Consider the following 23777-nt stretch of genomic DNA (forward strand, 5'->3'; position numbering starts at 1 on the left):
TTAGCGTGCCGCCGTTCTAGACTGCCCCCATGACTGAATCGACCCACGCCACAGATGCAGCCTTCGAAGCTGCCTACCAAGCCGCGCAGAAGAGCCTGAGCGAAGGCGGCATTCCCATCGGCGCAGCGTTGGCCCGTGACGGGAAGGTCATTGCCAGCGGCCACAACGAACGGGTGCAAAACGGCGATCCGATCGCCCACGGCGAGATGTCGGCCCTCAGGGCCGCGGGCCGTCAGAAGAGCTACCGGGATACCACGCTCTACACCACCCTGGCACCGTGCGCGATGTGCACCGGAACCATCATCCAGTTCAAGATTCCGCGCGTGGTGGTGGGCGAGGCGGAAACCTTTCCGGGCGAATTCGACCTCCTCCGTTCCCGCGGCGTGGAGGTGGTGGTGTTGGATGATCCCCGCTGCGTCGACATGATGCGCACGTTCCAGGAAGAGCATGCCGAGCTCTGGGCCGAGGACATCGCCGAATAGGTCACCGGCGGCCAAGAGGAGTTCAACAAAAGCGCAAAGAAGGAGCGACGGCGGCACCAAGGGCGGGGTGCCGCCGTCGCCGGCTGCTGGGAACCGCGGCTCAAAAAGCCATCCGAAGGCTATTTGGCGGGCTTCCTCGGAGCCGACCGGCGGGAACGGGCCGCCGGGGTTGAAGGGATGAGTTCCTTGACCTGAGCCACTACGGAGGCATGTGCGCCGCGGCTTCCCAGGTCCTTGGCGAGGGTTTCCACCTCCGACTTTGCAGCTGCGGCGTCATCGGACTTCGCGTGCAGGTCAGTGCGCAACTCCACCAGCTTCCGGTAGGCCAGGTTGCTGCTCCGGCCGCCCTCCTGCTGGTAACTGGCAAGGACCGGTTCGGTCAGGCTGAGTGCCCTCTGCGGGTCCGCGCTGTGATGCTTCACCATCTTGTCCTTTTGCCTGCGGTAGAAGTCATCGCCCACGGACTGCGCGACGGCGGTGGCCGCCTTTACGCCCAAAGGCGCGCCGCTGAAGCGCTCGGCTGCCTCGGTCAAGGCATCCAGGCCCCGGCTCAGGTAAGGCGACATGGAACCCTCGAACGCGAGGGTGAGCCCAACCTCGCGGGTGAAGAACTCCGGAGCAAAGCGGTCTTCCTCCTTGGAGACGGGGAAACCGACCCGCAAAGGCAAGGTGTTGGAGGCTTGGACGACGCCGTCGGTGCTGTACACGGCCCGGACCAAATACTGGCCCGGCTGGTCGAAGACAAAGCCGACCGTCCCATAGGCCAGCTGTACCAACTCGCTGTAACGGTCGCTGCCGTCGCTTCCGCCATCGGTCGGTGCCGGCGCGAGGGTCACCAGTTCCGGTAGGCCATAGAAGCAGACAACCGATTCGTGCAGCACTACGGTCCCGTCAGGTTTCTGGACGTAGACGCTGGTGTTCCCGTACCGGGGATCCAACCGCGAGTCCACCAGCACCGGGGCGTCGCCCGTGTTCCGCAACCGGAACTCGACGGCTACAGGTTCCATGTAGTCGAAGTAGTCCTTGGCCGAAAGAGTCAGCTCGATGTCGCTTCCCGGCCCGGACACGGTCATGGCGCCCGGTGGAGATTCCAGGTGGCCACCGGAGGCCCAAGGGTCACCGCCCATGATGACGGCGGCGCGGTCGCCGTGGCGGATGTGGAGCAGTTCGTCGTCGTCGAAACGGAACCGGAAGTTGCCCCAGAACGCATCGGCGCCGTTGCGCTGATCGTATTTCCAGTCGTAGTTCATCCAGGACAGGGAATCCGGGCGGGCTTTATCCCACGCGTGCAGGAAATTGAAGGCGTGTCCGGCCTCATGGACCCAGGTATAGAGGAAGTGGCGCATGGCCCACGCCTCGTCCTGGGTGGCGGGGTTGCTGACGAGGTTGGTGAACCAGGTGTGGTTGCGGAAAACCGCGAAACCCTGGCGATCGGGTCCCCGGCCTGCGCCGCCAAACCCGGCAGCGGCGTCGAACATGATGCCGCCCACGCCTGCGGAGTCGAACAGTCCTGCCTGGACGCCCCAGAGGTTCCACGCGGGCCAGCCGGAGTTGTACTTGCCGAAGGAGGTCTCCATGGCATCATGCAGCTCACCGACGCTCCACGAAGCGAAACCGGGAGCGCTGTCGTCAATCACGGTATGGACGGCGTCGATGGTGACCGCAATTCCGGCGTCTTTATAGGAGGACTCGATCGTCAGCGTCCGTTCGGCCAGATCGGCCGGCCTGTTGTTGTGCCCGTGGCTGTTATAGACGGGCACTTTCGGTTCGATATCCACCGACTGGCAATAGTCCAGTTCAAGGTTCACGTCCCTGAAGCAATCAGAGCGGTACTTGCAGGCATACGGTGCCCCCGCGACGCCCCCGCCCGTGAACGTGGCAACCGCGCCGGTGATGGCGCCGTTCGACCAGGAGACAATAACCTCCACTGAGGTCACCGGGTGCGTGCCTTTCCAGAAGCGCACAGTGCCGGTGATGTGGGCATCGGACTTGTTGATGGTCACCACCGGAGCATCGACGATCCATGATTCGACGTACGTCTTCACTACCTGGGTGAGCCCGCCGACTTTCACAGTCCGGGTACTGAAGAAGTCCCCGCTGACTTTGTTCAATACGGGAGATTCGACGCCTTGGCGGGGATCGACGTCGAGCCTTAGTTCAACTGCGCTGCCAACAGGCCCGGTGACGGCCTGGTTGCCTTCATACCTGCCGCTGATGGCGGCGGTCCGCCAACAGCGCCACCAGTCCTCCGATGGCCAGGGGAACGAGGCGGGAGACGGCCCGGGTGCGGGAGGGAACGGAATGGCTGAGGGGTGGTGGGGGACAGGGTCAAGGAGGGTGCTGGGGACGTTGGGGGTGTCCATGGGAGGATCTTTCTCGCGCTGCAAGCAATCAATATTTGCCCAAGCCGTTCGCGGCTAACGCGGCCTGTGGGCCGGTCCGGGGCGGACGGTGACGGCGTGACGGCTCGGGGGCAGGCGGTGCGAGTGGGGAGTCCTGAGGAGGTTGAGGGCCGTGCCCGGAAGCCGTGAATAACCCACAACGGATGATACTCCAGCGAATGGATTATTTGAATAGACCTGGTGGGAAAATTCGTTGCGGGGACCGCCTGCGCGCCTAGCCAGTAGTAGCCGCCCGGCGTAGTCTGGCATCATCGGCGTCGGTGCCGAGGACCCCATCTGCAATACCCCCGAGGACCCCGTAGCTCCCGCGTCGAGAACCCATTCGATGAAGGAGGACCCATGAGTGTCGTACGTGAATTCATGACCACAGATGCCAAGTGCGTCGTCGAGGACCAGACTCTTGAAGTGGCCGCCCGCATGATGCGGGACATGGACTGCGGTTCGCTTCCCATCTGCGGCAACGACGGCAAACTGACCGGCGTCATCACCGACCGCGACATTGTGGTCAAGTGCATCGCCGAAGGAAAGGATCCCCGTCAGGTCCTTGCCAGCGAACTCGCCCAAGGCAAGCCGTACTGGATCGACGCTGATGCCAACGTTGACGAAGCCATCCGCATGATGGAAGAACACCAGGTGCGCCGGCTACCTGTCATCAGCAACCGCGCCATGGTGGGCATCATCAGCCAAGGGGACATCGCCCGCAACTACAGCGAGCAGCGCGTCGGTGAACTGGTGGAGCACATTTCCGCCAAGGAGCACATGGCCCACTAGCCGCCGCGCGGGCCGCGCGTGCCGCCCTTCCGGAGGCGCGGCCCGGCGTTACCAATCCAGCCGCCGCGAAGCGCTCCCTAGAGGAACGCCTCGCGGCCCGTTCCTTCGCGCAGCACCAGCTCGCCCTCCTCGATAGAGACGATCAGGCTCTTGGGCTTACCTGCCAGCTTCCTGCTTGCGCTGAGATTCCGACTCCTGACTTCCACCCCCACGGTGGCGCCCTTCGCGGGAAGTTCCACCGTCATTTCACCGGCCATGCCCAGCAACATTTTGGTGGACACCTCCCGCTCCGACGCAGCTTCCTTGCCGTTGACGGTAACTGTCACGTCATCGGATTCGAAGCCGTCCTGGAGGATAATCAGCAGTTCCTGCATGGTCCAACTACAGCACTAACGCGGCCCTCGGGATAGGGCCGGACCTGAAAGTGTCGGCCGGGTGAGGCAAACTGTCATGGTGACTCAACTTCTCCAACACCAGTCAGCCGACTCTGCCATCCACCAGCTCATCGCCAAGGAATTGGGCGTCCAGGCCTGGCAGGTCAAGGCCGCGGTGGAACTGCTCGACGCCGGATCAACGGTCCCCTTCATCGCCCGCTACCGCAAGGAAGCCACCGGGACGCTGGATGACACCCAGTTGCGCGACCTCGAAGAACGCCTCCGCTACCTGCGCGAACTGGAGGATCGCCGGAAGGCAGTGCTCGAGGCGATCGCAGCGCAAGGAAAGTTGACCCCCGAACTCGAGGCCGCCGTCGTCGGGGCCGATACCAAGGCGCGGCTGGAGGACATCTACCTCCCCTTCAAATCCAAGCGGCGCACCAAGGCGCAGATCGCCCGCGAAGCCGGACTCGAGCCGCTCGCCCACTCCCTGCTGGCCAACCCGCAACTCAGTCCCGAGGCCGAGGCCGCCAAGTACCTCAACGCCGGGCACTCCATCGAAGATGCCGCTGCTGCGCTCGCCGGGGCGCGGGCCATCCTTGTGGAGCGGGTGGCACAGGATCCGGACCTTGCCGAGGACCTCCGCGAACGGTTGTGGACCCAAGGCCGCATGGTTTCCCGCGTGAAGAAGGGCAAGGAAGCCGAGGGCCAGAAGTTCAAAGACTACTTCGAGTTCACGCAGGTGCCATCGGGCATGCCCTCGCACCGTGTGCTCGCGCTGTTGCGCGGTGAGAAGGACGGCGTCCTGGAGTTGGATCTCGCCGAAGCGGACCCCGCCGACGACGACGCCCTTGCCGCCGCCCGTACGCGGTACGAGAACGCTGTGGCCAAGTCCCTCGGGGTCGCCAACCAGGGCCGGCCCGCTGACCTGTGGCTCACCCAAACGGCGCAGCTGGCGTGGCGCGGACGCATCCTTGACCGGCTCACGACGGACCTTCGCGGGCGTATGTTCGCCGACGCCGAGGACGAGGCCGTCCGCGTCTTCGCAGCCAACCTGCGCGACGTCCTGCTCGCGGCGCCTGCCGGCAACCGGGCCACGCTGGGTCTGGACCCGGGACTCCGAACGGGCGTGAAAGTGGCCGTTGTTGACGGTACCGGCAAGGTAGTGGCAACGGACACTATCTACCCCCACGCCCCCGCCAAGAAATGGAACGAGGCCCTGGCCACCTTGGGACGGCTCGCCAAGCAGCACAACATCGAGCTGGTGGCCATCGGCAACGGCACGGCTTCCCGGGAGACGGACAAGCTCGCCACGGAGCTCATCAAGTCCCTCGATGCCGCCGGTGTGAAAGGCGTCCAGAAGCTGGTGGTGTCCGAGGCCGGCGCGTCCGTGTACTCGGCCTCGGCGTTGGCAGCGTCCGAGCTGCCGGGAATGGACGTCTCGCTCCGCGGTGCCGTGTCCATCGCCCGTCGCCTCCAAGACCCGTTGGCGGAGCTGGTGAAGATCGAGCCCAAGTCGATCGGCGTGGGCCAGTACCAGCATGATGTCACTGCATCCAAGCTGGACCGCTCCCTGGATGCCGTGGTGGAGGACTGTGTGAATGCCGTGGGTGTGGACGTGAACACGGCCTCACCGGCCCTCCTGAGCCGGGTGGCCGGTGTTGGACCGCTGCTCAGCGAAAACATTGTGGCCTACCGGAACCAGAACGGCCCGTTCGCCAAGCGCAGCGATCTGAAGAAGGTGCCCCGGCTGGGAGCCAAGGCCTTTGAACAGTGCGCCGGCTTCCTTCGGATCACCGGGGGAGTGGAACCACTGGACGCCTCCAGCGTGCACCCCGAGGCCTACTCGGTTGCCCGCAAAATCCTCGCGGCGGCCGGTGGAGGTCCTGCTACTGCACTGGACCCGCAAGCCTTTGTTGACGGCACATTCGGTTTGCCCACCGTGAAGGACATCATGTCCGAACTGGAAAAGCCGGGCCGTGACCCGCGCCCCGCGTTCGAGGCGGCTTCCTTCTCCGAGGGCATCGAGAAGATCTCGGACCTCAAGCCCGGCATGATCCTTGAAGGCACCGTCACCAACGTTGCGGCATTCGGTGCGTTCGTGGATGTTGGAGTGCACCAGGACGGGCTGGTTCACGTCTCTGCGCTGTCCAACAAGTTCGTGTCCGATCCCCGCGAGATCGTGAAGTCCGGGCAGGTTGTCAGGGTCAAGGTGCTCGAAGCCGATCCCGAGCGGAAACGGATCTCCCTCACGCTTCGGCTGGATGATGAGCCGGGCGCTTCGGGCGGCCGCGGACGCGCCGGAGGCCAGCGCGGCGGTGCCGGAGGGCAAGGACAAGGGCAGCGCGATCGCCGGCAGGAAAGCGGTCAGCGGCAGGGCAATCCCCGCAACGCCAACCCTCGGCAGGGCAGTGCCGCGCCCGCAGACACGGCCATGGCGGAAGCCCTCCGACGCGCCGGCCTGGGCAAGTAACCAGGCAAGTAACCGGGCACAAAAAGTCACCCAACTGGGTCGCAGTACTGCGCGTTTTGACCGCTCTAAACGCGCTTAACTGCGACCCAGTTGGGTGCCGGACTACGCCTTTGCCGCCAAGGCCTCCCAGGCTTTGCTCTTCAGCTCCGAACGCTCCTTGCGTGCCACGATTGCTTCGTCCTGGCTGACGGCAACAAACGTGGTGACCGTGCCGGGGGCTGCACGGGCCACAAGGTCCATGTCCGCGCTGATGACGGTGGCGACCATCGCGTAGCCGCCGCCGGAAACAGCATCCCGGTGCAGGATGATGGGCTGGGTGCCGCCGGGAATCTGGATGGATCCCACCGCGTAGCCGGCATCGACGATGTTGGAGGGGTCTGATCCGGCGCCGAACGGTTGCTCGCGTTCTTTCCATTCGACCCCCGGCCCGGAGTAGCGGAGGCCCATCCGGTCGGCCACGGGGGTGACTTTCCATTCGCCGTTCAGGAGGTTCTCCTTTCCGGTGTCCGTGAGCCGGTGGTCGTAGAGGCCCAGGACAATCCGCACGGTTTGCTCTTTGTCGTAGGACGGCCGGAAGTGCTCAGGCATGGCTTGGACTGCTGGAAGGTCACCGGTCGGCTCGCCCACCGGCACCAGGTCCCCGGCTTCGAGCTTCCTGCCGTTGAGCCCGCCAATGCCGCCAAGGACATAGGTGGACCGGCTCCCGAGGACTACGGGGACGTCGATTCCGCCGCGGACCGCGATGTAGTAGCGCGTGCCACCCTGGATGACGCCGAAGCTGAGTTCGTCGCCGGCCTTGAGCTGGAGTTGCGTCCACTGCGGCTGGGCTTGTCCGTTGATCTTGACCTCAACGGGAGCGCCGGTAACGGCGATGGTGGCATCGGTGTCTGTCACCAGAACAGGTCCCAGATAGGTGCATTCGAGGACGGCGTCTCCTGCACTGTTTCCTACCAAGGCATTGCCAAGTTCCGCCGAGTACTGGTCCATGGAGCCGCTTTGCGGAATACCCACGTTATAGTAGCCCACGCGTCCTTGATCCTGGACGGTGGTGGCGAGGCCAGGATTCTTGATATCAAATGCCATTGAGGGCCTCCATGAGTTCATGGTTGTAAGCCTGCGGATCAGCCAAAGCCTTGGACGCGTCGAAGGTGACGGGGACTTGGCGGTAGCGGTACGTTCCGTCGTCGACCTGCGCCTGGATTGCGTTGTACTCGTCTTCGGTGACTGGCTTGAACTTGACGATGTCGCCGGGCCTGAAGAAGACCATGAAGTCCTTAAAGTCGGCCAGAGACTGCGCAGGATCGTAAATCGGAGCCGCTGCAACCCCGAACATCTGGTAGCCGCCGGCGCCGCGCACGGAGTAGATGGCTGCGAAGCAACCGCCGTGCCCAACAGTGAGTTTCGGTGTGTCAGTGCGCGGGCTGAGGTACTTGGGAACCTGCAGTTGCTTGTCCCGCTCCACCAGTTGGAACAGGAACGGCAGCCCGGCCACGAAACCCACCATGGAGACGAGCCACGGCTGTTCGTGGTGGCGCCGGATGAACTCTGCGGCGTCCTGCAAACCGTTGACCTTCGCGGCGTAATCCAGATCGGTACCGTCCGGCTCCTGATGGAATCCTTCCCGGAAGCGCTGCGCTACTTCCGCTGTGAAGGGATCGTCGTACCAGACGGGCACCTCGATGATCCGGGTCTCCAGCACCTGTTCGTTGTGGTTCAACAGTTCCAGTTCGATGTTCCGGACCGTTGATTCAAGGCTCGACGGCGGCAGGACGTCGGGATTGAACCTCACCAGCAGTGACGCATTGGCCGGGCAGATGTCGACGACGCCGGGCAGCGCAGCGTCCGACAGTTTCCTGGCGATGGACATCACCTTGAAGTTGGCCGCCAGGCTCATGGATTCGTCGACCTCAACGAACAGGAACTCGTCGCCGCCCCATGTGTACCGTGCTTCCTTCAGGACCGGGCTTGGGCTTGTCATTTCGCCTCCAACAGATCGGGAGCGGACTCGATGAACTTGGAGTGGTGGGTGACCGTCGCGAATTCGGGGCGGGCCAGCAGCATCTTGTGCACAGGTACCGTGGTTTTGACGCCTTCGACGTGGACGTGGTCCAAAGCAGCGAGGGTGGCGGCGATGGCGGAGTCCCGATCGGCCGCGTGGACAATCAACTTGGCCAGCATGGAGTCGTAGAACGGACTCACCACGGATCCGGTGTCCACACCCGTGTCCACGCGGATTCCTTCGCCGGTGGGCCATTCAAGGGAGTCCAGGCGCCCGGGGCTCGGGAAGAAGTTGTTGCCCGGGTCCTCGGCGTTGATCCGGCACTCGATGGCGTGCCCGGTGAACGTGATGTCCTCCTGGCTCAGGGACATGGAACCGGTTCCTGCGATCAGCAGTTGCTCGCGGACCAGGTCCACCCCGGTGATCTGCTCCGTGATGGGGTGTTCCACCTGGATACGGGTGTTCATCTCGATGAACGCAGCCTCATGGTTCAGGGGGTCGTACAGGAACTCCACGGTGCCTGCGCCTTGGTACCCGCACTGCCGGGCAAGCTCCACGGAGGACTCGCGGATGGTCCGGCGCACGGAGTCGGGGAGGTCCGGTGCGGGAGCCTCTTCGATGACCTTCTGCGATCGGCGTTGCATGGAGCAATCCCGGTCGCCCAGGTGGATGAAATTGGTGCCGTCGCCCAGGATTTGGACTTCCACGTGGCGGGCGTGCTCCACGAAGCGTTCCAGGTACACCGTGGGGTCACCGAACACGGAGGCTGCCTCGCCGCGGGCCATCTCGATGGTTTCCAGCAGTTCGTCTTCAGCGCTGACGAACCTGATGCCACGGCCACCGCCGCCTGCGGATGCTTTGACCACCAAGGGGTAACCGATGCCGGAGGCAATGGCTACGGCGTCCGCGTCCGGGTCCAGCGGACCGTCGGTACCCCGGAGCACGGGGACCCCGGCTTTATGTGCTGACTCGCGGGCCAGTGACTTGTTGCCCATCATTTCGATGGCGTCGGCGTCGGGGCCCACCCAGATGAGCCCGGCGTCCGCTACTTTGCGGGCGAAGGAAGTGTTCTCCGAGAGGAAGCCGTAGCCGGGGTGTATTGCGTCGCAGCCGGTGTCCAAGGCTGCGGCAATGATCGCGTCCTGGTTGAGGTAGCTGGCGGGGGCGGGGGCGGGGCCCACCACCACGGATTCGTCTGCGGTCCGTGCGGCGAGGGAGGTTGAGTCAGGCTCGCTGACAACAACCACCGTGCCGAGGCCCATGTCCCGAGCCGTGCGGATGATGCGTACGGCGATTTCGCCGCGATTGGCGATCAGCAGTTTCTTCATGATGGGTGCCTATCCTTCGCGTACGACGACGATGGGGTCGCCGGGGTTGACCATGTCGCCTTCGGCCACCTCGAACGATTCGAGGATGCCGGCCACGTCGGACTGGATTTCGGTGAATTGCTTCATGATTTCCACGATGCCCAGTGTCTGTCCCACCTCAATCGTGTCGCCCTCGTTGGCGAACGGCGGTTTTCCTGGGCCGGGCTTTCGGTAGAAGATGCCGGGGAGCGGGGAGACGATGGTTCCCATGGGGTGTTCTCGCTTTCAGAAAAGTGGGGTCGGAAAAGGGGGAAAGGTTCAGCGGGCGTTGAGCACTGCGCGCACGGCAGAGGCAACGGCAACGGAGTTGGGAGCATCGGAGTGGACGCAGATGCTGCCGAAGGTGATGTCCAGTTCGGTGCCGTCGACGGCGAGGACAGGACCGCCGTCGAGCGCTTTTTGCACGCGGTGGGCAGCGGCGTCCGGGTCGGTCGGCTCGGGGCGGCGCTGGATCAAGAGCTCACCGGCGGGTCCGTAGTTGAGGTCTACGTACAACTCGGGGACGAAGTCCACGCCCATGGCCTTGCAGACGGACTCGTGGGCGGTCCCGGCGAGTCCGAAAAACGGGACGCCGAACAGCTTGGCAGTGCCGGCGGCCGCAGCCATGAGTTCCTCGTCGCCGGCCAGCATGCCGTACAGCGCGCCGTGCGGTTTGATGTGGTTCAGCGGCAGGCCGTGCTTCGCCAGGAAGGCCGTCAGTGCGCCTGTCTGGTAGAGGATGATGGATTCGACTTCCTCCGGACGCAGCACCATTCGGCGACGGCCGAATCCCACAGGGTCAGGGAGCCCGGGGTGGGCGCCCACGGCCACGCCGTGTTCCGCGGCAAGCTCCACGGTCCGGTTCATGACGTCCGGATCGCCGGCGTGGTAGCCGCAGGCCACGTTGGCAACATCGATGATGCTCATCAGCTGCTCGTCATTGCCAAACTCGTGGAGGCCCACGCCTTCGCCCATGTCCGAGTTCAGGAGCACGGTCTTCGCAGGGCTGGGCGCAGAAGTGCTTGAGGTCACATTCGTTTGCATGGGGGCAACGCTATCCAAGTGAACTTCGGATAGTAATTGTGCAGGCTGCTGAATCTCGCGCAACGGATTATGATGTCTGCACTATCGGGCGATGATCCGCCTGCAACTGACGGAGGCCCAAATGCGTGTTTCGGACTTGGTGGACGACCCCGACCTCAAGATCGCCCTTCGTGTCCCGGGGAACCCGGGCCGCCTTGCCAGGCCCATCGTCTGGTGCGCCCCCACCGAGCACATGGACCCCACACCGTTCCTGAGCGTCAACGCCTTGGTGCTGACCAACGGCATGGGCCTCAACGTGAAGGACTACCGGATCTGGGACGCTTATGTGGAGCGGCTGATGGCGGTGCCGGTTTCCGGGCTTGTCTTCGGGCTGGGGGCAGCGCACAGCGAGCTTCCTGCCGGCCTGGTGGAGGCCTGCGAAGTTCACGGACTGCCTCTGCTGGAGCTGCCACCCGAGGTGCCGTTCGTGCTGGTCATGCGGCACGTGGAGCACGTCATTGCCACCGAACGGTATGAGGAACTGCGGTCCGGGTGGGAGTTGGCGGATGAATGTACCCGGCTCGCTGCCGAGGGCCGCTCGCTGGCAACGGTCCTGGAGCGCGTTGCCGCTTTCGTCGACGCGCGGGTGACGGTGGTGGACGACGTCGGCTTCGAACTTATCGGGGCCGGGGACGCAGCGGGAGGTACTGCGCGCACAACCCTGCGCATCCCCAGCGGAGAGTCGCAACGGTTCCGGCTGATGATTGAGGGCATCAAGAGCACTGTGGTTTTGCAGCCGATCCTTGGTCCCGTGGCGGCCGTGATCGCGATGCAGCTGAGCTACACCCTGGGCTCGCGGTCGCCTCTCCACTCGAGGGAGGCGGCCCGCTTCATGGAAGCACTGTACGACGGCGGCGTCCGGCCCGGGCAGCTGAAGAAGCTCGCTGCGGAAACCGGGTTTGATCCCGACGATTCCTGGGGTTCCGTGCTCATCGGGGCCTCCAAGGACATTCCGCGCCTGAAATTGCGGGCCATCGCGTGGCGGGCCAGGGTAGGGCTCGAAAGCAATTTCGGCATTGTTCGTTTCATGGAGGAGAAAGGCCTCACCACCCTGTTGGTGCAGCAGAAGCGAGCCACGCCACCGCTGTTCGACATGGTCAAGGACTTCTTCAAGGACGCGCCTGAACTTTCCGTACTCGTCACGGAAAGCTCGACGCTGAACGAGCTTCCGCTGGCCCTCAGCCTCGCCCGACGGCACGTTGGTAAGCCCGGTGTCCGGACCGCCCCGCTCGCAGACCTTGCCGGGATCGTCCAAGGGCTGCCGAGCGCGGGACTGGTCTCGATGTCCGAACGCCTGCTGGCGCCTTTGGCGGCCGACGGCGGCAGTGCCCTGCGTGAAACCCTCGCCTGCTACTTGCGGCACAGCGGGAGTTCCCGCGAAATCTGCGAGGAACTGTTCATCCATCGGAACACCCTGAGCTACCGGCTCCGTAAGATCGAGGACCTGCTGGGGCTGGACCTGTCCGACGGAGAAGTCAGGGCGACGTGCCTGCTCGCGCTGAGTATCGTCGCCGCCAATGCGTGAGGTAAATGTGCAGGCTGCATAACGGGAGACCCCAAAATTGGGCGAAAATCCCGATGCCTGCCTGTGGTGGCCATCACTAGCCTCAGATGCGGGCCATAATTGCCCGCCACGATACGTGAACCTCTTGGAACATCGCTCACGGCGGCAGGAATCCAGGCCCTCTCCGTTCGACCGAACCCTAGGGGTTGCTTTGTCCTACGCAAATTACGTCATGCCGGAAGCACGCCGTGCTCCGCGCTGGTCCCTGACCATGGCCTGGTGGGCTCTTTTCTCGGCCATGTTCTGGATCTATGTGGCCGTTGCCTCCGCAAACGCGGTCGGCACCGTCAACACCATCATCGGCATGGTCCTCACCATCGCCACCTACGGCATCATCAACCTGGTCCTTTCCAGGTATGCGGCCAGGACGGGGCTCACAGTGGAGCTCCTCTCCCGGACGCTGTTTGGAATCGTCGGCTCAGCGCTGGCTTCCCTGATCTTCGCGGCTACGGCCATCTACTACGCAGTGTTCGAGGGATCCATCATCGCGGTGGCGTTCCAGAAGTTCTTCGGCGGTGAGATCACCATGTGGTACGCCATCGTGGTGATCTACGCCCTTCCCCTGGTGGCAGGTGGGGTGCAGAACTGGCTTGACCGGCTCAACGGTTGGTTGCTGCCGCTGTACTTCGCCGGGCTGGTGGCCGTGGTGGTCGCGGCCACGGCGATCCGCGGTGTTCCGGTCGGTTTCCCCGAGGGCATCGCCGACGGTCCCGTTCCGGGCTGGCTGACGTCCTATCTGATCTACATGGGTGTGTGGATCATGATGATGTACACGTTCGACTACGCCCGCATGGCCCGCAAGCAGGACGAGAAGTTCCACGGCCGAATCACTTTTGGCTGGGTCTTCTACGCCTTCACGTTCGGCATCAACGGCCTGGTGGGCATCTACATCATGAGCGCGTGGGGGCTGGAAGGGACCGAGACCGGGGTGGTGGACGCCTTCATCTCATCCCTGGGAATTTTCGGGGTCCTCGTCATCTTCATTTCGCAAACCCGCATCAACACGGCCAACTACTATCTGGCCTCGTCCAACCTGGATGCCTTTGCCACCCGCGTGTTCCGCCTGGCCCTTCCCCGGTGGGTGTGGGTAATCGTTGCCGGCGCCATTGCCTACCTGTTGATGCTCACCAACGTGTTGTCGTACCTGCTCAAAGCATTGGCATGGCAGGGTGTTTTCGTCACCGCCTGGGTAGCTATCGCCTTGGTCTACATCGCCCTGAACCGGCACAAGATCAACGAAGTCCCGGAGATCCGCCGGGAACGGTTGTCCGCCTTCAGCCCGGGAACCGTGGCATGGATCCTTGCGTCCGGAGTCGGCATCTACCTGACCGAACAAACAGCGGCACCCGTGTTGGCGCAGCTGGCGCCGCTCATCACAGTGGCCCTTGCGGCAGGCAGCTATGTGGTGGCCTACCGCCTGAGGAAGCCGCCCGCCATGGATATCTCGGAAGACGTCCATCTGGATGAGGAGCAACTCGTCTAGGCAGCAAACAAACTGCGACAAGCAAACGACGGCGGCAGCCGGGTTCCTTAGAAACAGAACCCGGCTGCCGCCGTCGTGCGTTATGCTGCCGCCGTCGTGGGTTATGTAAAGGCGCCGCAGAAACCGAAGTTACTGCGCGGGTGCGGGAACCGGGAAGAACACGCGGGGGTCCTGCAGCAGTGCGGGGTAGTCGAAGTCGGAGCGCTTGATCACGTTGGTGACCTCGAAGTTGCGGGCGAAACGGCCCTCAACCGTGATGGGCCGGCCTTGGATGAGCCCGACAGCGAACGTCTGTCCACCGTCGAACGGGACTGCGACCTCCGTTTTACCGGGGAGCGTGCTGAAGGCCTGGTCCTGGGCGGCGCGCTTACGCGTGGGCTTCTTCTCCCGCTGCACCGGACGCTTCTTCGGCGCGCCGAGGTTGCGGCGGGACTTCTCTTCCTCGTACACGAACTGGTACTCGTCCGGGCTGGCGACGGGGCGCGCCTTCCCGTGCGGGGGCAGGCTCACGGTCTCCAGTTGCTCCGGCCGGAGCTCACCCACGGGTGCGCGGACGATCCAGAGCCGGTCCTCTTCGGGGTCCTCGGGGTGGAATTCGTGCCGCGGCTCGGGCCAGACGTAATCCAGCCGTTCCTCGATCCCCGGGAAGAGTTCGCGGTAGTGCTTGGGGTCCTTGCCCGCCAGCTTGGACCGGTGGCTGAGGTGCAGTTCTTCCTCGCCAAGCCACCACGGCATGGGGATCTTGGCGGCATAGTCAGGGTGCGCAGCCTGCGGCGCGAACTCCGCGATGTTGTCACGGGTGTTGTCCGGGTGCCCACGCTTGACCCATTCATCCACCATCGCCAGCCCGTACATGGTGAGGGCGGGAACGTGGCCCATCCACATGCGCACAGCGGGGTGGTTCTGCCAGCCGTACTCAGGGATGACCAATGCGCGGAGCACTTGGAGGGCTTCGACGCGCTGCTTGCCGAGCCTTGAGGTGTCCAGCGCGGCGGCGCTCTCACGGAAATCGGCGAAGGGGAGGAAAGTCTGCATCCTTTCAGTTTGGGGGTGCATCGCCGCAGAACCAAGTTGAGTGTCCGGGGACACGCGAAGACGATTCGGCCTAGAGTTGTCGAGTGGAAACTATTGGCGAGAAAACGACGACGACGGCGCCCCCGGTTGCCGAACTGCACCTGCACATCGAAGGGACTCTCCAGCCCGAGCTGATCTTCTCCCTGGCTGAACGCAACGGGATCGACCTTCCGTACCAGGACATCGACGAACTGCGCGAGAAGTACGAGTTCAGGGACCTCCAGTCCTTCCTGGACCTCTACTACGCAAACATGGCTGTCCTGCAGACCGAGCAGGATTTCACGGACATGACCTGTGACTACTTGAAGCGGGCCGCGGCCGGTGGCGTACGCCATGCGGAGATCATGATGGACCCTCAGGCACACGTGTCCCGTGGTGTGGCTTTGGAGACCTGCGTGAACGGCGTGGCCAAAGCGCTGGCAACGTCCAAGGAGGATTTCGGCGTTTCTACGATGCTCATTGCCGCCTTCCTGAGGGACATGCCCGAGGACTCCGCGTTGGACGTGCTGGAGCAGCTCCTTGACATGAACGCACCGATCGCCGGCATCGGGCTGGACTCCGCAGAGGTGGGCAATCCGCCGTCGAAATTTGAGCGACTCTACCAGCGCGCCGGCGAGGCGGGCCTGCGGAGGATCGCGCACGCGGGTGAGGAGGGTCCGGCGTCGTACATCACCGAGGCCTTGGACCTCCTGCACGTCGAGCGGATCGACCACGGCATCCGGTGCATGGAGGACACTGAGGTCGTGCAGCGGCTGGTTGCCGAACAGGTGCCGTTGACCGTGTGCCCCTTGTCAAACGTCCGGCTCCGGGCTGTGGACAAACTCGAAGACCATCCCTTGCCGGAAATGCTCGCCATCGGCCTGAACGTTAGTGTTAACTCCGATGATCCCGCGTACTTCGGCGGCTACGTGGACGACAACTACCAGCAACTGGTGAAAGTCCACGGCTTCTCCGTACCGGAGCAGGCGACTCTGGCGGCGAACTCCATCCGGAGTTCGTTCGCGAGCGATCAGCGCAAAGCGGAGTTGCTGGAGGAAGTCACCCAGTGGGTCAAGGAGTCGCTGCCGCCGCAGTGATTTCGCCGCTGTAGCCGAGACTCCTCCATCACTTGGGGCGTCGTGAATGTCACACTCGGTCACGACACACGGTGTTTACCTTTCGCAGTCGCGGGAATTAACAAATCATTGGCAAACTGCTGGGTGAGTATTCACCCATTGAAGGAGAAGCATGGGCGCGAACACCGCCGAGAACATCAATCATCGTTTGAAGGCCGTACTGGACATCCTCGCCGAGAATGTCTGGTCCGAGGAGAAGCTGAATGCCGGTGAAGTCCTGGCCGAAGCAACCGCCCGCGTTCCGTTCAACGCCCACGAGGCTGAACTGCTGAGCGGCGGGATTCCGCGCGGCCACAAGACCCTGACATCCGCTTCGGCCAAGCTGGTCAAGGCGGGCTGGCTGGTCAAGGGACGTTCCGGCTGGACCATCCCGGAAGAGGGCTTGCGCGCGACCGTCGCCTTCCCGGACGCTGCGGCTTTCGCGGCAGCGCTCGACGCCGGAACCCCCATTCCGGACGATGTCGCCGTCCCGACTGCCCCGCCTGCGAAGCCGAAGACCAAGCGTGCTGCCGGCAAGAAAGCTGCCCCCAAGGCCGCTGCCGCGAAGGAAGCCGCGCCCAAGGCCACGGCTGCCAAGAAGACGACGCGCAAGGCACCGGCCAAGGCTGAAGCTGCATCCGCCGTCGAGACCTTGCCTCAGCCAGAAGCCGTTGCGGTTGCCGGGGACTTCAACAAGATCCTCGGTGCCCCCGAGGATTGGGCTCCCCAGTACGACGAAACCCAGATGGAGTTCAACCCGCTGGTGCAGGTCTGGTCCCTGTCCGCCGAGCTCCCGGCAGGTTTCTACACGTACAAGATCGCGCTGAACCGTTCGTGGAACGAGAACTACGGTGCCTTCGGAGTCCGCGACGGTGCCAACCATGAGTTGAACCACGACGGCGGCCCGGTCACCATCACGTACAGCCACGCAACGCACGATATCGTGGTGGCGTAGCCTCCAACCGCAGTAAGACTCACGAATCCGGCCCTTGTCCGCTGATCCTTCCCTTGTGGGTGGAGCAGCGGGCAAGGGCTGGGTTCGTTAAGGTGGGTCCATGGCAGCAGATGCAGTGAGGCTCACCGCGCGTGTTTCCGGCGTGGTCCAGGGGGTTGGTTTTCGCTACCGGACGGCCCGTAAGGCCGACGAGCTGCTGCTCACGGGCACGGTCCGCAACCTCTCCGACGGCACAGTGGAAGTTGTTGCCGAGGGCCCGCGCCACGACGTCCAACGGCTCCTGGACTGGCTGGATTCTTCCCACGCGCCCGGCCGTGTGGAGCGCGTGGACTCGGAGTTGTCCGAGGCCACGGGCGAATTCGCAGGGTTTGGGATAGCCGGCTAGGTCCCCTACGAGTTGTTTCGTTCTTCAGCCAGGATCGTGGCTGTGTCCGTCGTCAACTTCACGCGATTAATGTTGGCGAAATCCACAGCGGCTGCCGCTGCGGGTCGCACACTTCCCGATTGCAGCAATTGCTGGAACGGTGTTGTGGTTGCCGGAACCTCAACTTCGCTATCGTGGGTCATTTAGCAATCCTAGCGATTGTTCACGGGCTGGTCAGGCGTACATCAACGAGCCCGGGGTAGTCAGGGTTTCACCGGTTTCCAGCCAGGTCTTCAAGCCGGAGAGAATCATGGGCCAGCCGCCGTACAGTTGGTCGTTGGCGCCTTCGCGGAGTTGATCGTGGGTCACGGTGAGATGGCACGAGTCGCCCACCGGCTCGATCTCCCACGTGATGCGCGACGTGCCTTCAGCCTTCACGTCCTCGCCCCACAGTGCGGTCATGGTCTGAACCAGCCGACGCGGGGGATCCACCTCGATGTTCTCACCCTCGCCGAGGGGGGCATCCGCTTTCACGTTGTGCATCTGGAACTTCCCGCCAGGGGTCCAGTCCGAGGTGAACGTGTTTCCGAACTGGTACTTGCTGCGGATCTCGCTGGTGGTGATGGCCTCCCAGAGCCGCTCCGGGGTGGTCTTGATGTAAATCTCGAAGATCTTTTCCATGGGACTTTCCAATCTGGATTTGAGGTCGCTGAGGGCAGCGGCCCATGGCTCCGCATATTTGCTCACCCAACGATCGTGGATGAGCCGGATGGGTACCGGATTCAGGAAGTGCAGTTTTTCACGCCCCCGACGGCGGGTCACCACAAGGCCTGCCTCTTCCAGCAGCTTGAGGTGCTTGGCGATGCCGAAACGGGTCATCTCGAACCGGGCTCCCAAGGCAGAGAGGGTCTGCCCGTCCTCGCGGAACAACTCGTCGAGCAATTCCCGACGGGTTGGATCAGCGAGGGCTTTGAACACTAGGTCCATGAGCCCTACGATAGGTGACCATTTAGTCACATGTCAACGGTTTCTCTTCGGGTTCCCCTCCGCGTTCTCTTCGCGGGGCCGAGGTCGCTGGAAGCGTGCGTGGACGCTGGTCCCTTCGTAGGTCCTGGCACGTTTCCGGCGAACTCGGGAAGGGGAGGCCGTCGACTAGAGGTTGGTACGCACCACTGCGCCTTGTGCGACGACGGTGCTCACCTTCTCGAGCGCCGAACCGTCGGTCAGGGGATCGGCGTCGACAATGACGACGTCGGCGAGCGAGCCCCGTACAAGGCGGCCGACGGCGTCGCCACGGCCAAGCAGCCGTGCGGCGTTGGTGGTGGCGGCCTGCAAGGCTTCCAGCGGGGTCAGGCCGGCCTCCGACAGCAACCGGACCTCGGTGCCGATCGGAGTGACGTCGGTACCGAACGAGTCGGTGCCGGCAATGATCGTCACGCCCGCGTCCTTGGCGGCGCGGACGGCAGCTTGGAGGATGGGCGTGTATTCCTTGCCCCGGGCGGCGAGGATCGGGTTGGCGGACGTGGCCATGCTGGTGATCGCATCCATGGTGGGCGTGAAGTATGTTCCGCGGCGGGCCATGTCGTGGATGGTTGCTTCGCTGACGAACACACCGTGTTCGATGCTGCGCACGCCGGCCCGGACGGCGCCGTCGATGCCTTCAGCACTGTACGCGTGGCATAGCACTCCGGCGCCCTTGGCGGCTTTGACGATTGCCCCGATCTGCTCCACGTCGTACACCAGTTCGCGGGGGTCCTGTTCGGGAAGGCCCGCCCGCGGGTTGGCCCGGGTCTTGATCACTTCAGCGCCGCGTTTAATGTTGACCCGGGTCAGGTAGGCCAGATCCTGGGTCTCCGTCACGCCGTTCTTGAGCATCGCCAAGGGGGCCAGGTCCGGGTCGGCCAACAGCGAGTCGCCCTGGTCCGGTGAAATGAAGAGGCCGGCGGCTGTCATCCGTGGCGAGATGCCCGGAGACCAGGACGGTACGGCAGCCAAAGCGATGTCCTGGTAGAAGGAGCTTGAACCGCTGCGGACGCTGGTGGCGCCGCTTTGGAGCAGGAGTCGGGCATCGGCCAGCGCGTTGGCATGGACGTGCGCGTCCACAAGGCCGGGAAGGACCCACCGACCCGTTGCGTTGAGGACACGGGCACGCTGTACGACGGCGGCAACGGCCTTGCGCGTTTCGTCGCGGCTACCGACGGCAGCCACTTTGCCGCCGTCGAGAACCACGACGCCGTCAGCCACGGCGTCGCCGGTCTTGGGGTCGACCACCGTTCCGCCTTCGATGATCAGGGCCTGGGTGGTGAGGGCCTTGCCCGGGTAGTTCGGGCCTGAATTGGGGTTGTCGGCCAGGGCCGGGGGAGCCGAGACCATCTGGGCGGCGAGCCCGGCTACCGAGATTCCTGCCAGCGCGGCAGCTCCGGCGAGGACTCCGCGGCGGGGCAGCTCACTTTTTGGCGTGGGTGCTGAGGTGTGGTCGTGGTTGCACATCGTTGTACTCCTGGAGGAAATGCCGGAACGCAATGGCCATTGGTTCTACTTTGGTATTCCAGATTGCAGGAAGTCGATGCGGAAATGCAAGCTTTTAGATGAAACCCGGAAGCGCAAGGATGATTTGGTATGCCAATCAGCCGAAGACTACCGTACCGTCCTCCTCGATCCTCCAGCCGGGGTTGTAGCCGATTTCCCACACGATGCCGTTCGGATCCTGGACGTGCCCGTGGAAGATGCCGCCGAATGCCCCTGCCTGCGCGGGCTTCAGCACGGTGCCGCCGGCTGCGACGAGCTCCTCGATGGTGGCGACCACTTCTTCCTGGCTTCCGACGTTGTGTGAAAGGGTCACCCCGCTGACACCGGCGGTTGTTGCGCCTGAGGCGAGGTCCTGGTCGAATTTCCCGGCGTCGAAGAGGCCCAGTACCTGGCCGGGTGCAACCTGGAAGAAGATGATCTCCCCGGGCACATCCAGGAGGGGCTCCCAACCGAGCCCGTCCTGGTAGAAGGTCCGGGCCCGGTTGAGGTCCTGCGTGGCAAACGTGATGAAGTGCAGTCGCTGGTCCATGCGGGCAATGCTAGTCCGCAGGTCCCGCTGCGGAGGCTAGCTGAGGTGCTGGCGGGTGCCGTTGATGTCCGCCGCGGGAGCGGCGAAGAGCGCCGCGATGTGTTCGGCGAGAGCGTTGACGTGCGTGTAGCCGGGGAATTTGCGGTGCGGGGCCGCTTCCTTCATGGCGTCATCCAGCAGTGCCTTCACCACGAAGACGGTTGCCGCCGAGGTCTGTTCCTTGGGCTCGGTTTTGTGGCCGGACTGTGCTGCGTTGAAACCGTCTGCAACTCCCAGGACCCACGCTTCCGAGGCTGCCTTGATGGCCGAGTACGCAGCGCCGCCCGCCGTGGGCTTGGCCGCGCTCGTGGCCGACACGATTGCCAGCCTGCCTCGCGGGGAAGCTTCCAGGTCGGCGTAGAAAGCGCGCGAAGTGTTGCGCAACGTGGTCATGATGCTGGTGTGGAGGACGTCCCAGTCCTCATCTTTCTGGCCCGTGATGCCTTCGCCGCCACGCCAGCCGCCCACCAGGTGGATGAGTCCGTCCACGTGCCCAAGGTCATTTCGGACCGAGGCCGCAAGCTTTTCCACTGCCTCGCGGTTGGCGAGATTGCAGGTGTAGGGCGTCACGCCGTCGAGGTTTTCCGCAAGCGCTTCAAGGCGTGCGGCGTCGAGATCGACGGCGGCCACCCGCGCTCCCAGCGCGACGAGCGCCTTGACCACCGTTTGCCCTGCAGCGCTTGTGGAACCGGCCACGACTACGTTGAGCTGCGGGGCGGTTGCAGAGGTTGCCACGTCGTTGTGGTCGTTCGTGTTGGGCACGATGGTGTCCTTCCATGCGGGTGACGATGTTCTACGAAGCGTACCGAGCAACCAGTCAAACTAACGCTCTGACGTGCTGAGCATAAGAAGAACTCCTGCTTGGAAACGTGCTTGCCGCCCTGAGGCTGCGGGTTGTTGGGTGTTGAGAGCAGGTGGGAGGATGGCTCTGTGGAACCCCTTTTCAACTTCCTCGGCAATTATTGGTGGCTGGTTTTCGTCTTTGGCGGCATGGCCGGTGGATGGGCCAAGTCGATCTCCAAGGCCAACGAGCGCCGCCACCGTCGCAAGGTGGAGCTGTACAGGTTGAAGAACCAGCAGGTGGTTGCGGAGCAGGCAAGCCAAGCCGAGGTTGCAGTGCTCATGGCCGCTCACGACGCCGTGAACCACAAGTGGCTCGACTATGAACTGGACGTTGGAAAGCTCATCGACTATCCGCTGATGAGTGATGTGCGGGAGCCGCTGACCGTAGCTTTCCTGCGAGCCAAAAAAGAAGCCGACGGCCTGCGTCCAGCGGCGGCTGCGGACATCACGACGGCGGCAAGGCTCGCCGAATACCGGTCGGCGGTCCGCAGCTACGAGATCGCCTTCGAAATTGCCGAACACGAAGCCAAGCGCATCAAGGACGCCAACTTCACCGGCCCCGAACGCGATCGACTGGCCACTGCGCGGAAGCTGTTGAGGATCGCCGAGGACGTTGCCGCGACGCCCGCCGAACGTCAGACGGCCTACAAGCGTGCCCGTAAAGAGCTTGATGGCCTGATCGTACTGCCCGACGTTACCCTGGCTGCGCTCGAAGCAAAGGTGGCCGGGATGATCGACGCCAGGCGCGATCCGGAGGCGGACGCTCAGATGGCGTAGGGCCGCTCCGGCGGGCCTCCACGACCTTCTTTGGACAAAGAACGGCCACTCCGCAACTGCAGCCGGTTGCAAAGTGGCCGTTCGCCTGTGAAAGCGGGTCGTGGCGGTACGCCCGGCCCTAGCCTCGACCCATATTTGTCGACGGGTCCTCGCCGCCCTCGGACGGATCTGCCCTGAGCGCGTCCGGATCGCCGTCGGGAAGGCCTGCCGGTCCCGGGACGTCGCCTGCCGCCGTAGGAATGTCCCGGTCTCCTTCGCGGTCCTGGTTGATGTCGCTGTCCGTGATTCCGGTGTCCTGCTCAACACCGCCATCGCCAGTGGCCGGCACCCGTGAGTCGGAAGAGCCCGCGCGGCCGGACGTTGCGTGGGCCTGTTCTTCCGGGGTGTCGGAATCCATGGCGTTGGATCCTTCGCTGAGCGAGGAGTGCACCTGGATGTCGTCTGCTTTCTGGTTTGGTTCCGGCACTTGGTCGCCCTTTACGGGATCCGACGTGCCGGCCAAGTCTTCCATCGCATTCTCGGCGGCCTTAGTGATGCTCTCTTCGATGCCCATGAAATAACTCCTTTGCGCTGGTGGTCCTGCACTCGATGCGAACTGTAATAGTAAGCATACTTAGTTCTAATGCAATGCGACAGGTGGAAGGCGTCGTCCGATGCGGTCCGGGGAGGGTGCGAAGCCGCAGGTCAACCAGACCGTGGCGCACTTTGTACCGTTGATCGTTGGACGATAAGGTGTTCCCAGACCGTTTTGCAGAGGGCGGCTTTTTTCGCTCCTTTGCTGTAGGCCAGGGACGCTTTCAGTCAGTAGGAAATACGTCACATGGTCAACCCCCACCCCGAGCAGGAAGCTCTCCAGAATGGATACTTTCTGGATCTTGTCCTCGGTAGTGAAGATGTCGAGGCGTTCCTAACGGACTTGGCAATTTTCTCGGCAGAGAGTCTCTCCCACCCCGACTCGCCGGTTTTTTGCGGCATCACCGTCCTGCGAAAAAAGCGCGCCGCCACAGTTGCCACCAGCCACGATCGCGCCCGGGTGATGGATGACCTCCAGAACGACTTCGATAGTCCATGCCGCACTGCCATGGATCAGATGGGTTCAGTCCTGGTGCCGGATCTCGCGCGTGAATACCGCTGGCCGGAGTATGTGGCTGCTGCATCAAGCCAAGGTGTGCGCTGCATCCTGAGTGTTCCGCTCCTCGTTGAGGGAGATACACGGGCAGCGCTCAACCTTTACTCGGAGCGCGCCAATGACTTCACCGAAGCCGACATCGAACGGGCCGAGGTTTTCGCGTCCCACGCTTCCAAGTCACTTCGGCTGGCCCTGAAGATTGCCCAGCTGAGCGACGCCCGCAACGACCTCGCTGCGGCGATGCAGTCGCGCACCGTGATCGATCTTGCCGTGGGCGCCATCATGGCCCAGAACCACTGCAGCCAGGAGGAGGCCTTCACCATTCTGCGGACGGCCTCCAGCAACCGGAACATCAAGCTCCGCCATCTGGCCCAGTCGATCATCGCGGCCGTGTCCTCTGGCAAGGTCACGACGCACTTCGAGGAGTAGCGCCCGGCGTTTCGTGACCCGGGGCAACCATGGACCAG

General features: G+C 63.7%; 24 protein-coding genes. 10 read left to right on the forward strand and 14 right to left on the reverse strand.

What is annotated here, in order from left to right:
- The first annotated feature begins 29 nt into the window (after window positions 1-29).
- Window positions 30-482 carry a nucleoside deaminase gene (locus tag AUR_RS15450; protein WP_062095501.1) on the forward strand — a complete coding sequence of 151 codons (453 nt, stop codon included), beginning with the start codon at window positions 30-32 and terminating at the stop codon, window positions 480-482.
- 119 nt (window positions 483-601) lie between these two features.
- On the opposite strand, the gene AUR_RS15455 is transcribed toward AUR_RS15450, so the two are convergent.
- Entirely contained in the window at window positions 602-2845 is a 2244-nt protein-coding gene (locus AUR_RS15455) for a hypothetical protein (protein ID WP_062095503.1), read from the reverse strand.
- A 378-nt stretch (window positions 2846-3223) separates the two neighbouring features.
- Here AUR_RS15455 and AUR_RS15460 point away from each other — a divergent pair, with 378 nt between their 5' ends.
- Window positions 3224-3655 carry a CBS domain-containing protein gene (locus tag AUR_RS15460; RefSeq protein WP_021472729.1) on the forward strand — a complete coding sequence of 144 codons (432 nt, stop codon included), beginning with the start codon at window positions 3224-3226 and terminating at the stop codon, window positions 3653-3655.
- A 77-nt stretch (window positions 3656-3732) separates the two neighbouring features.
- Here AUR_RS15460 and AUR_RS15465 read toward each other — a convergent pair whose 3' ends face one another.
- Complete coding sequence (locus AUR_RS15465; RefSeq protein ID WP_062095505.1) at window positions 3733-4029, reverse strand: hypothetical protein; 297 nt, start codon at window positions 4027-4029, stop codon at window positions 3733-3735.
- A 76-nt stretch (window positions 4030-4105) separates the two neighbouring features.
- Here AUR_RS15465 and AUR_RS15470 point away from each other — a divergent pair, with 76 nt between their 5' ends.
- Window positions 4106-6502, forward strand: coding sequence for a Tex family protein (locus AUR_RS15470; protein ID WP_062095507.1), 2397 nt, complete (start codon window positions 4106-4108; stop codon window positions 6500-6502).
- 102 nt (window positions 6503-6604) lie between these two features.
- Here the strand turns inward: AUR_RS15470 and AUR_RS15475 are convergent, their stop codons facing one another.
- From AUR_RS15475 to pxpA, 5 genes are read right to left on the reverse strand one after another with little or no spacing between them, the layout of a single operon-like run.
- Entirely contained in the window at window positions 6605-7585 is a 981-nt protein-coding gene (locus tag AUR_RS15475; RefSeq protein ID WP_021472726.1) for a 5-oxoprolinase subunit C family protein, read from the reverse strand.
- Window positions 7575-8480, reverse strand: coding sequence for a 5-oxoprolinase subunit B family protein (locus AUR_RS15480; protein WP_062095509.1), 906 nt, complete (start codon window positions 8478-8480; stop codon window positions 7575-7577). The genes AUR_RS15475 and AUR_RS15480 overlap by 11 nt, the downstream gene beginning before the upstream one ends.
- Entirely contained in the window at window positions 8477-9829 is a 1353-nt protein-coding gene (locus AUR_RS15485) for an acetyl-CoA carboxylase biotin carboxylase subunit (protein WP_062095511.1), read from the reverse strand. Before AUR_RS15485 ends, AUR_RS15480 begins: the two co-directional genes overlap by 4 nt.
- Before the next feature lie 9 nt (window positions 9830-9838).
- A complete protein-coding gene (locus AUR_RS15490; protein ID WP_021472723.1) occupies window positions 9839-10078 on the reverse strand; it encodes an acetyl-CoA carboxylase in 240 nt (79 codons plus the stop codon).
- A 48-nt stretch (window positions 10079-10126) separates the two neighbouring features.
- Window positions 10127-10891, reverse strand: coding sequence for a 5-oxoprolinase subunit PxpA (gene pxpA / locus AUR_RS15495; protein WP_062095513.1), 765 nt, complete (start codon window positions 10889-10891; stop codon window positions 10127-10129).
- A gap of 91 nt (window positions 10892-10982) precedes the next feature.
- Here pxpA and AUR_RS15500 point away from each other — a divergent pair, with 91 nt between their 5' ends.
- Both AUR_RS15500 and AUR_RS15505 read left to right on the forward strand, forming a co-directional pair.
- Window positions 10983-12455, forward strand: a complete 1473-nt coding sequence (locus AUR_RS15500) for a PucR family transcriptional regulator (protein ID WP_062095515.1) — start codon at window positions 10983-10985, stop codon at window positions 12453-12455.
- 190 nt (window positions 12456-12645) lie between these two features.
- Entirely contained in the window at window positions 12646-13977 is a 1332-nt protein-coding gene (locus tag AUR_RS15505; RefSeq protein ID WP_241650936.1) for a purine-cytosine permease family protein, read from the forward strand.
- A 129-nt stretch (window positions 13978-14106) separates the two neighbouring features.
- Here AUR_RS15505 and AUR_RS15510 read toward each other — a convergent pair whose 3' ends face one another.
- Window positions 14107-15012 (reverse strand): MSMEG_6728 family protein, encoded by a 906-nt coding sequence (locus AUR_RS15510; protein WP_062095517.1) that lies wholly within the window; start codon window positions 15010-15012, stop codon window positions 14107-14109.
- Between the two features lie 83 nt (window positions 15013-15095).
- Between AUR_RS15510 and AUR_RS15515 the strand changes: the two genes are divergently transcribed.
- The 3 genes from AUR_RS15515 (at window position 15096) to AUR_RS15525 (ending at window position 17485) form a co-directional block, all read left to right on the forward strand.
- Complete coding sequence (locus AUR_RS15515) at window positions 15096-16127, forward strand: adenosine deaminase (RefSeq protein WP_062095519.1); 1032 nt, start codon at window positions 15096-15098, stop codon at window positions 16125-16127.
- Window positions 16128-16278: 151 nt separating this feature from the next.
- Entirely contained in the window at window positions 16279-17100 is an 822-nt protein-coding gene (locus AUR_RS15520; protein ID WP_062095521.1) for a pullulanase X25 domain-containing protein, read from the forward strand.
- A 100-nt stretch (window positions 17101-17200) separates the two neighbouring features.
- Entirely contained in the window at window positions 17201-17485 is a 285-nt protein-coding gene (locus AUR_RS15525) for an acylphosphatase (protein ID WP_062095523.1), read from the forward strand.
- 5 nt (window positions 17486-17490) lie between these two features.
- Here AUR_RS15525 and AUR_RS20330 read toward each other — a convergent pair whose 3' ends face one another.
- From AUR_RS20330 to AUR_RS15545, 5 genes are all read right to left on the reverse strand, one after another.
- Entirely contained in the window at window positions 17491-17667 is a 177-nt protein-coding gene (locus AUR_RS20330; RefSeq protein WP_164888690.1) for a hypothetical protein, read from the reverse strand.
- Between the two features lie 31 nt (window positions 17668-17698).
- Window positions 17699-18451, reverse strand: a complete 753-nt coding sequence (locus AUR_RS15530) for an ArsR/SmtB family transcription factor (RefSeq protein ID WP_062095525.1) — start codon at window positions 18449-18451, stop codon at window positions 17699-17701.
- Between the two features lie 165 nt (window positions 18452-18616).
- Window positions 18617-19954, reverse strand: a complete 1338-nt coding sequence (locus AUR_RS15535) for an amidohydrolase family protein (RefSeq protein WP_062095528.1) — start codon at window positions 19952-19954, stop codon at window positions 18617-18619.
- A gap of 136 nt (window positions 19955-20090) precedes the next feature.
- The gene (locus tag AUR_RS15540) at window positions 20091-20522 is read right to left on the reverse strand and encodes a VOC family protein (RefSeq protein ID WP_062095531.1); all 432 of its coding nucleotides are present in this window, start codon (window positions 20520-20522) and stop codon (window positions 20091-20093) included.
- Between the two features lie 36 nt (window positions 20523-20558).
- Entirely contained in the window at window positions 20559-21323 is a 765-nt protein-coding gene (locus AUR_RS15545; RefSeq protein ID WP_062095534.1) for an SDR family oxidoreductase, read from the reverse strand.
- Window positions 21324-21491: 168 nt separating this feature from the next.
- Between AUR_RS15545 and AUR_RS15550 the strand changes: the two genes are divergently transcribed.
- Window positions 21492-22181, forward strand: coding sequence for a hypothetical protein (locus tag AUR_RS15550; RefSeq protein WP_062095537.1), 690 nt, complete (start codon window positions 21492-21494; stop codon window positions 22179-22181).
- A 118-nt stretch (window positions 22182-22299) separates the two neighbouring features.
- Here the strand turns inward: AUR_RS15550 and AUR_RS15555 are convergent, their stop codons facing one another.
- Window positions 22300-22734, reverse strand: a complete 435-nt coding sequence (locus AUR_RS15555; RefSeq protein ID WP_062095540.1) for a hypothetical protein — start codon at window positions 22732-22734, stop codon at window positions 22300-22302.
- Between the two features lie 267 nt (window positions 22735-23001).
- Between AUR_RS15555 and AUR_RS15560 the strand changes: the two genes are divergently transcribed.
- Window positions 23002-23739 (forward strand): ANTAR domain-containing response regulator, encoded by a 738-nt coding sequence (locus tag AUR_RS15560; RefSeq protein WP_062095542.1) that lies wholly within the window; start codon window positions 23002-23004, stop codon window positions 23737-23739.
- Window positions 23740-23777 lie beyond the last annotated feature (38 nt).

The sequence above is a fragment of the Paenarthrobacter ureafaciens genome (assembly GCF_004028095.1).
GTDB classification, from domain to species: domain Bacteria; phylum Actinomycetota; class Actinomycetes; order Actinomycetales; family Micrococcaceae; genus Arthrobacter; species Arthrobacter ureafaciens.

Excerpts from the sequence above, each read along its gene's own strand:
- AUR_RS20330 (WP_164888690.1), bottom strand. The coding sequence starts at position 17,667 with ATGACCCACGATAGCGAAGTTGAGGTTCCGGCAACCACAACACCGTTC.
- AUR_RS15520 (WP_062095521.1), top strand. The coding sequence starts at position 16,279 with ATGGGCGCGAACACCGCCGAGAACATCAATCATCGTTTGAAGGCCGTA.
- AUR_RS15465 (WP_062095505.1), bottom strand. The coding sequence starts at position 4,029 with ATGCAGGAACTGCTGATTATCCTCCAGGACGGCTTCGAATCCGATGAC.
- AUR_RS15490 (WP_021472723.1), bottom strand. The coding sequence starts at position 10,078 with ATGGGAACCATCGTCTCCCCGCTCCCCGGCATCTTCTACCGAAAGCCC.
- AUR_RS15500 (WP_062095515.1), top strand. The coding sequence starts at position 10,983 with ATGATCCGCCTGCAACTGACGGAGGCCCAAATGCGTGTTTCGGACTTG.
- AUR_RS15455 (WP_062095503.1), bottom strand. The coding sequence starts at position 2,845 with ATGGACACCCCCAACGTCCCCAGCACCCTCCTTGACCCTGTCCCCCAC.
- AUR_RS15480 (WP_062095509.1), bottom strand. The coding sequence starts at position 8,480 with ATGACAAGCCCAAGCCCGGTCCTGAAGGAAGCACGGTACACATGGGGC.
- AUR_RS15530 (WP_062095525.1), bottom strand. The coding sequence starts at position 18,451 with ATGGACCTAGTGTTCAAAGCCCTCGCTGATCCAACCCGTCGGGAATTG.
- AUR_RS15475 (WP_021472726.1), bottom strand. The coding sequence starts at position 7,585 with ATGGCATTTGATATCAAGAATCCTGGCCTCGCCACCACCGTCCAGGAT.
- AUR_RS15510 (WP_062095517.1), bottom strand. The coding sequence starts at position 15,012 with ATGCAGACTTTCCTCCCCTTCGCCGATTTCCGTGAGAGCGCCGCCGCG.
- pxpA (WP_062095513.1), bottom strand. The coding sequence starts at position 10,891 with ATGCAAACGAATGTGACCTCAAGCACTTCTGCGCCCAGCCCTGCGAAG.
- AUR_RS15450 (WP_062095501.1), top strand. The coding sequence starts at position 30 with ATGACTGAATCGACCCACGCCACAGATGCAGCCTTCGAAGCTGCCTAC.
- AUR_RS15555 (WP_062095540.1), bottom strand. The coding sequence starts at position 22,734 with ATGGGCATCGAAGAGAGCATCACTAAGGCCGCCGAGAATGCGATGGAA.
- AUR_RS15525 (WP_062095523.1), top strand. The coding sequence starts at position 17,201 with ATGGCAGCAGATGCAGTGAGGCTCACCGCGCGTGTTTCCGGCGTGGTC.
- AUR_RS15540 (WP_062095531.1), bottom strand. The coding sequence starts at position 20,522 with ATGGACCAGCGACTGCACTTCATCACGTTTGCCACGCAGGACCTCAAC.
- AUR_RS15560 (WP_062095542.1), top strand. The coding sequence starts at position 23,002 with ATGGTCAACCCCCACCCCGAGCAGGAAGCTCTCCAGAATGGATACTTT.
- AUR_RS15535 (WP_062095528.1), bottom strand. The coding sequence starts at position 19,954 with ATGTGCAACCACGACCACACCTCAGCACCCACGCCAAAAAGTGAGCTG.
- AUR_RS15460 (WP_021472729.1), top strand. The coding sequence starts at position 3,224 with ATGAGTGTCGTACGTGAATTCATGACCACAGATGCCAAGTGCGTCGTC.
- AUR_RS15485 (WP_062095511.1), bottom strand. The coding sequence starts at position 9,829 with ATGAAGAAACTGCTGATCGCCAATCGCGGCGAAATCGCCGTACGCATC.
- AUR_RS15470 (WP_062095507.1), top strand. The coding sequence starts at position 4,106 with ATGGTGACTCAACTTCTCCAACACCAGTCAGCCGACTCTGCCATCCAC.